This is a genomic window from Chromobacterium sp. S0633, assembly GCF_024158805.1.
Taxonomy (GTDB): Bacteria; Pseudomonadota; Gammaproteobacteria; order Burkholderiales; family Chromobacteriaceae; genus Chromobacterium.
The window spans coordinates 1-7,094 of sequence record NZ_JAMZGH010000086.1 but is presented as its reverse complement, the minus strand read 5'-3'; the positions used below and the strand labels follow the sequence as shown (position 1 = coordinate 7,094).

Sequence of the window (7,094 nt, the reverse complement as noted above, 5' to 3'; positions counted from 1 at the left end):
CCTTCTTGCCGGTAACGCTAATCCTGCCATGTCCCCGCCGCCTCCGCTTAGCGTCGGAGGGCGGGCATAAAGCTCAAGAAGGAGTTGCCATGACTAGCGCCACTCAAACCCTCCACAGCCCATCGCTGTCAACTTTGCTGTCCCAGCTGAAAAGCTTGCGTCGGCAAAATCCCTCACTACACCCGATTGACCCGCTGTTGCCGCAGCTTGACGAATACGACGAGCGCTTCCATCACAGCGCCCAACTGATCTGTCTGGAACTCGGCCAGGTCAGCCATGCCTTGAGCGCGCTTGTTGCCATGCTGGACCAACCCAACTTGGACACGCTGGAGTGCGAGCAGCTGTATTGCCTGCTGGAGCCCTTCGCCCGCCGTTTGCAGCAGACCACGGTGCAAATGCAGGAACTGGCTTAATCCTTCCAAATGCTCAAAGCCCCGGATGGGGCTTTGGGCTTTTATTCTGTGTTTTGCAAATAGGGCAATGATTGCGTGTCTTACTATTTAAAACTACTTTCCATTTTTTCTATATCATAATTAATGAGCAGGTGATGTAATTTATTGAAAGCAGTCTTGAGTGTGCTTTTTTTCCCAATGACATCAATCCCACGCTCATCGTAAGGGTGTGCTAATATTTTGTTTTCAATGCTGAAGATATGTAAGTCAAGCCAGGTGGATGGGCTTATGCCAAGCTCGTGTGCGATTTTCATCCAAAGTAATTTGGTGCATTCTTCTTTGCTTGTTTGGAAAATTATTCTTGCAATTTTTTCGTCTCCATCAATGTCGTAATCGATAAGTCTTTGGCTTGGAATCGTGAACCCACCATGTTGTAGCTCTTTGATTTGAGATCGGGCAGGTAATAAACTATCACCGGATAAACTAAGTGAGCAGTATACCTCAGTATCCTTTTCGAAAATGAAGTGCAATATGGTTTTGGCGTTTTCGTATGCGGTTGCAAACTGATTAAGTCTGCTGTCTCTTTGACTTATTTCGAAACGTAAGCTGTCTTTGTATTTGTAGAAAATTGCGCTCGAAAAACAGTTACCCTCAAAAAAATATTTTATTGCTGAGATTTTTGGTGGATTATTATTGCTATTCTCTTTTCCCATGGCTATGAGTCGCTTTTGTACTTGTTAGGCATTCTGCTGCCCAAATGCAGGTATCGGCTTAGTGTTTGAACTGGTTTTGTTTGAATTCCATTGTTTTAAATTAATGGTTCATGCTATTCGTTGCTGTTTTATTATAGGCTATATTTTTCAATGATGTCTTTGAGGGTTTTCCTTAGCTGGGTCATATTCCGTGCGGTTTGTTCCTCTAGAGGATTTTCCCAGTCTTCATTTTGTATGATAGAAATGCGAAACTGGCCATCTGCTTCAAATTCAGGGTACCAGCCAACATCAATGATTACATTAATTGGACTGCATTGTATCTGTAATAGATCTTCTTTCAGGAAGAAAAGAAAATCGTCATTGCTTAAGTCAAATTCTTCAGGGATGTTGCTGAGTGTATCGTAACTTACGATGGATCGGGAGAGTGGGAGTTTGTTTTGCATTTTAATTACTTTCTCTTTAATAATTTTTGATAGCTTTGTTTGCTTATTGGGTGTCCATGTATAACGCCTTGTGAGCATTCGACTCTCATGTAATTTGTTTCTTTCCCGTCGTTCGCTCCAATGACGCCTGGTAACTCCATCACTTTCCATTGAGAGTTTTTATCGCCGGAGTGAACAGAGGTCCCTGTTGCCCATACCGTACGTTCCAGTTCTTGAATCTTTACGTTGGGCGCATATTTTGCAGATCGACCATTTCCTGTCCCTTCTACAACCTTTTTCCACGGGACGCTAGGAGGTGGAACGTGCTTGTTCCCGTGATTAGTCCAGGCTACTGCAACATTACTGCTACATGGGTCTGTTTTCTCACAACAGTTGTTGTTTGGTGCTCCTGTCGTTGTGGTACTGTTTTTCCCCGGTTTTTTCGCTAATCCAAGTGGATCGACCCACTCCAGCGGGTTTGGAGCATAACTGTGGATATTAATCCCACCCATCAACCCAATCGGATCCCGCGAAATAAACCGCCCGATCTCTGGATCATAGTAGCGATGGCGGTTGTAGTGCAGCCCAGACTCTTGGTCCTGATACTGGCCCTGGAAACGGAAGGGGTTGCGGATGCCGGCCTTGTTGGCGGCGTCGGCGATGATTTCGCGCGCTTGCCCCCAGGCTTGGTAGTCCATCTCCAGCGCTAGCGCGCCTTGTTCGTCGGTCAGCGCCTGCGGGGTGCCTAGGTGGTCGGTGTGGTAGTAGTACACCGCAGTTGGTTCGCTGGGTTCCGGCGCGGGTTTGCGCAGCGGGTCCTGGTCCGAGTCATAGGGGCGGTGCTGGCTCCAGCGCGGCACTTTGACGCCGCGCACGGCTTCGGTGTGGACTTGGGCCAGCGGCACGAAGCTGTCCGGTTCAAACAGATAATGCACCGCTTGTTCGTCCCGGGTTTCAAAGGCCAGCACGTCGCCGTCCCAGCCGTAAAGCGTGGTCTGGCCGGCCTGGGTTTTGGCGATGCGGCGGCCCAGCGGGTCGTAGTGGTAGTCGGTGTTCTGGCCGTCCGGCGCGGTCAGGCGGGACAGACGGTTGTGGCTGTCCCATTCCAGCTTGGTGAGTGCGCCGTTGACGCGTTTTTCAACCAGGTTGCCGCGGGTGTCGTAGCGGTAATGGCGGCCGGCGTACTGGCTGAGCAGGTTGCCCAGCAGGCTGTTGTCCTGGTGGCCGTCGGCGGCCGGGGCGTTGTCCAGCAGGTTGCCGGCCGGGTCGAAACGGAAGCTTTCCACGCCCTTGGGGGTGGCGGCTTCCAGCAGGCGGCCCACCGGGTCGTAGCGGTAGTTGAGCTGGCCGGCGCGGCTGTCCGCGATGCCGGTGAGCTGGCCGGCGACGTCGTACTGATATTGGCGGTTCCACTGGGTGGAGCCCATCAGCCGCTGACTGGCCAGGCGGCCGGCCTTGTCGTAGCTCTGATGCTGTTGCAGCGCATTGCCCAGCACGCGCTGGGTTTCTCGGTGCAGTTTGTCGCGCTCCAGGTTGACGATGTCGCGCTGGCCGAACAGCAGGCCGTGCACGTGGCCGCTGCCGTAGCTGAGGATGTCGACGCGGCGGCCGTCCGGACGCACGCTGGCGACGCGGTTGCCCAGCGGGTCATGCTCATGCTGCCAGCGGTAGGTTTCCTTGACGCCGGCCACGCTGTAGCCGTGGTGTTCTTCTATGACATTGCCCACCGGATCGTAAATCCAGCGCAGGCTGGCGTAGCGGTTCTTGGCCTGGTACAGCCGGCCGGCGGGGTCGTAGCCGAAGCTTTCCAGGCTGCCCGGCGCGCTGCGTTCGATCAGGCGGCCGGCGCCGTCGTAGCGGTAGAGGGTGGCGACATCGCCTTCCTGTTGTTTTTCCAGCTGGCCGGCGGCGTTGTAGTGGTAGCGGGTGGGGCTGCCGTCAAAGCCGGTTTCCGAAATCAGCTGGCCGCCGGCGTCGTATTCGAACAGATACTGGCGGTGGTTTTCATTGCGCAGCGCGGTCAGCCGGCCCAGCTTGTCGTATTTGTAGGCCAGGCTGTGGCCGTTGGCGTCGGTGCGGGTCTGAAGCCGGCCGGCTTTGTCGTAGTCGTAATGGGTGGCGCGGCCCAGCGGGTCGGTGAGTTTGAGCAGGCGCGCTTCGGCGTCGTGCTCCAATTGCGTGGCCTGGCCGTCCGGTAGGACGATGGCCTGCAGCGTGCCGTTGGCCGCGTATTGATAGCGGGTGGCGCTGCCCATGGCGTCGATGATCAGCTGCGAGCGGCCGCGTTCGTCGTACTGCCATTGGGTGGCGCTGCCGGAGCAGTCGGTATAGCTCTGCAGCAGGCCGTCCGGGCGGTAGGCAATCTGCTTCTTGCCGCCCTTGGCGTCGGTGATGGCCACCGGCAGCCCCTGTTCGTTGTAGGCGTATTTGGTCTTGTGGCCCAGCGGGTCGGTTTCCTCGATCAACTGGCCCTTGTCGTCGTAGGCGCGCAGCCATTTTTCGCCCAGCGGATCGGTGATCTCCACCAGATTGTCCTGGGCGTCGTAGGCGAAGGCCACTTCGCTGCCGTCGCGGCGCTCGTGCAATACCAGATTGCTCTTGTCGTCGTAGGAGAAGCTGTCTTGCGAGCCGTCCGGGTAGATGTGGTTGACCAGGTTTTTCTGGGCGTCGTAGTCGAACCATTCTTCCTTGTGGTCCGGGTAGATGATGCGGTAGTTGTAGCCCTTGTCGTCGAAGTAGTACTCGGTGGTGCGGCCGTAGGCGTCGGTGACGTAGGTGAGGTCGATATTGTCGTCCCAGGCCAGGCGGATGTCCTGGCTGCCGTCGTCGGCGTATTCGCGCACGGCGCGCGCGTCCAGGTGCTTGCCGTCCCACTCCAGATGGATGCCGCGGCCGGTGCGGTCGGTGTAGCGGGTCAGCAGGTGGTGCTGGTACTGGTAGCTCCAGCTTTGACCGTTTTCATCGCTGGCGGCCAGCAGGTCGCCGGCGTCCGCGGCCAGCGGGCCGGCGTCGTCGTATTGGTATTGCGCCAGCGTGCGCAGCGGCAGGCCGGTTTCCGGGTTTTGCAGGCTGATGCGGACAATGCGGCCGCGCGTGTCGTGGCTGAGGTCCGCCACGTAGCCGGCGCTGCTGAGCAGCTGGATCAGTCGGCCGTCGCGGAAGTTCATCGCGATGCTGTTGCCGGCGCGGTCCTTGATCAGCGCCAGGCGGAAGCTGTCGCCGTGGCGTTCGTATAGTTGCACCAGATCGTGGCCGTAGGTCTGGGAGATCAGGGTGTCGGATAGGCGGCTGAGGGTGAAGCCTTCCAGCTCGTCCTTGAGGGATTCGCCCACCGGCAGCAGCGGGTAGTCCAGCGTGCGGCAGCTGTCGTCGTGGAGCTTCAGCGCTTCGCCTTCGATGTCGAAGCGCGCGCCATAAGCCACGCCCCAGCGCGCGCCCAGATCGCCGCGGGCGTCGTTGCCGTCGAAGTTGGAGCGATATTGACGGGTCCAGATGATGGGCAGCACGCCGGGCAGGCTGAAGTCGGTATGTTGCAGCGATTCTTCGCCCAGCACGTAGCCGATGCTGTTGGGCGAGGCGGCGCAGGCGCATTTGGGCGGCGGCTTGATCTTGCCCTTGAAGCGGCTGGTGACCTCCTGATAAAGCTGCTGGGTGCCTTTCTTGGCCTTGTTGGTGACTTTGTTGGCCACCGCGGCGGCCTTCTTGGGCAGGTGCTTGAGGAAGGCTGCCAGCAATTTGTTCAGCAAGGGCTTCAGGTGGCTGGAGTACATGGACAGCAGCTTGGCGGTGAGCTGGCCGGCCCAGGCCAGCAGGGTGCGGCCCAGGCTCAGCATCATGCGGGCGGCTGCGCTGCCTTTCAGCGCCATGTCTATGCCTTTGGCCGCGGCCACGGTCATGCCGGCGGCGGCTTCTTTCTTGGCGCTGGCGGCGGCGCGGTTCAGCGCGTCCAGTTCCGCGCCCACCGATGCCCAGAAGCCTTGCTTATTGGTTTTCTCCAGATGGTATTTGACCGGCGCTTGCGGCACGTGTTGTTTGACGTAGCCGCTGAAGTTGCCGGAGCCCAGGCTGATCAGCAGATTGGCCAGGTCCGAGATGATGACCTTGCCTTTGCCGCCGCAGGTTTCCAGCGTGCTCTGCATTTTGCTGTCTACGTGCTTGACCCATTGGTCCGGCATATTGCGGAAGTCGGCCGGCAACATATTGGCCACTTTTTGGGTCAGCGAGGCGGACAGCTCCATTTTCAGCCAGTCGCCGCCGGCGCGGCGCACGCTGCTGGCGCACAGCTTCAGCGTGGGGCGCGCGCCCATTTTGAACAGGCCGCCTGCGGCCGGCACCACGCCCACCAGGTCCACGCCCAGAAACAGCCAGTCGAAGACGTCGACTTCCTGTTTTTTCTTGCTCTTTTCCGACATCTCCATCAGGTCGACGATGACATCGCCCACCGAGATCAGGTTGCCGACAATGGGCACCGCGCTGCCTATGGTCTTGAGGCTGTCCACCGACAGATGCCCGTCGCTGATGCTTTGCAGCCATTGATCGAAGGTCTTGCCGGTTTGCTGGATGACCTGGGCTGCGTTTTGCGGCGTGCCGTTGATGACGGCGACGGGTTTGGCTTGGGCTGCGGTGCTCATGTCGGAGGAGGGCTCTTAAACGATATTCTTGATCATGCCGGCGGCGGCGGGGAGGGACGCGCCGGAGGCAAGTTGTTTGATGTCGCGCGCTTGTTGCAGCGCTGCCTGGGCTTGGGAGGCCATGGCTTTGGCCTGGTCCACGGCGCCTTTGGCCTGGGCCAGGTTTTGCGCCAGGCCGGCGGCGCCGGGCGGCAGCGCCTTGCCCACCAGGCTGCCCAGCTGGCTCATGGCCTGCTGCTGCACCGCGGCGCCCATTTTTTGCAGCGCCGCTTCCGGCTGCGGCACAAAGGGGAAGATGTCCGCCTCGCTCTTGTGCGGACGGCCCAGGAACTGCACTTGAGCCGGTCCGGTGGGGAGGCCGTTGACCATGGCCTTGCCGGCGGCGTCCAGCACGCCGCTGTGCTTGACGCCCAGCGCGTCGGTGAGCACGAATTTGCCCTGATCCATGGAGTAGCCGTTGGCGAAATCGTGAATCACTTGCAGATTGCCCATGCCCGGCTTGTTGAAGGTGGGCGTGGGCGTGCTGAGGCTGGCCGGGCCGGTGAGCGCGTGGCTGGCGCCCTTGACGCTGACTTCGCCCGGGCAGTGCACTTCGATATTGCCGCCCTTGAGCCGGATATAGCCGCCGCCGCTGGTGAGCAGGATTTCCTGGCCGGCGGCGATTTCCACCTTGCCCTTGCAGGCGGTGACGGTCACATCCTTGTCCGCGGTGACCTCGATGCTGTCGCTCTGTGCCTGCATCTGGATCTTGCCCTTGGCGGCGATCAGCTTCAGCGCGATCTGATCCTTGACCCCGGCCACGAACAGGCTGATGTGCTGGCCCACATTGTGGAGCCAGCGCCGACCGCTGGTCTGGTTGGTGTCCCGCTGCGCCACCAGGTCCAGATTGGTCCCCGCCGCCACGGTCTGGCTTTGCTGGCTCAGGCTGGCGATGCC

The 7,094-nt window shown here is 58.9% G+C and carries 5 protein-coding genes; 1 reads left to right on the top strand and 4 read right to left on the bottom strand.

Features of this window, described 5'->3' with window-relative positions:
• The first annotated feature begins 89 nt into the window (after positions 1–89).
• Positions 90–413, top strand: a complete 324-nt coding sequence (locus NK214_RS24480; protein ID WP_253315752.1) for a hypothetical protein — start codon at positions 90–92, stop codon at positions 411–413.
• Between the two features lie 83 nt (positions 414–496).
• Here NK214_RS24480 and NK214_RS24475 read toward each other — a convergent pair whose 3' ends face one another.
• The 4 genes from NK214_RS24475 to NK214_RS24460 form a co-directional block, all read right to left on the bottom strand.
• Positions 497–1,105, bottom strand: coding sequence for a DUF3885 domain-containing protein (locus NK214_RS24475; RefSeq protein ID WP_253315751.1), 609 nt, complete (start codon positions 1,103–1,105; stop codon positions 497–499).
• Positions 1,106–1,236: 131 nt separating this feature from the next.
• Positions 1,237–1,548, bottom strand: a complete 312-nt coding sequence (locus NK214_RS24470) for a hypothetical protein (RefSeq protein ID WP_253315750.1) — start codon at positions 1,546–1,548, stop codon at positions 1,237–1,239.
• Between the two features lie 5 nt (positions 1,549–1,553).
• Positions 1,554–6,158: an RHS repeat-associated core domain-containing protein gene (locus NK214_RS24465; protein ID WP_253315749.1), complete on the bottom strand. Its 4,605-nt coding sequence runs from the start codon at positions 6,156–6,158 to the stop codon at positions 1,554–1,556.
• 15 nt (positions 6,159–6,173) lie between these two features.
• Positions 6,174–7,094 (bottom strand): DUF2345 domain-containing protein (locus tag NK214_RS24460; RefSeq protein WP_253315748.1); only part of this gene is annotated, 921 nt, incomplete at its 5' end.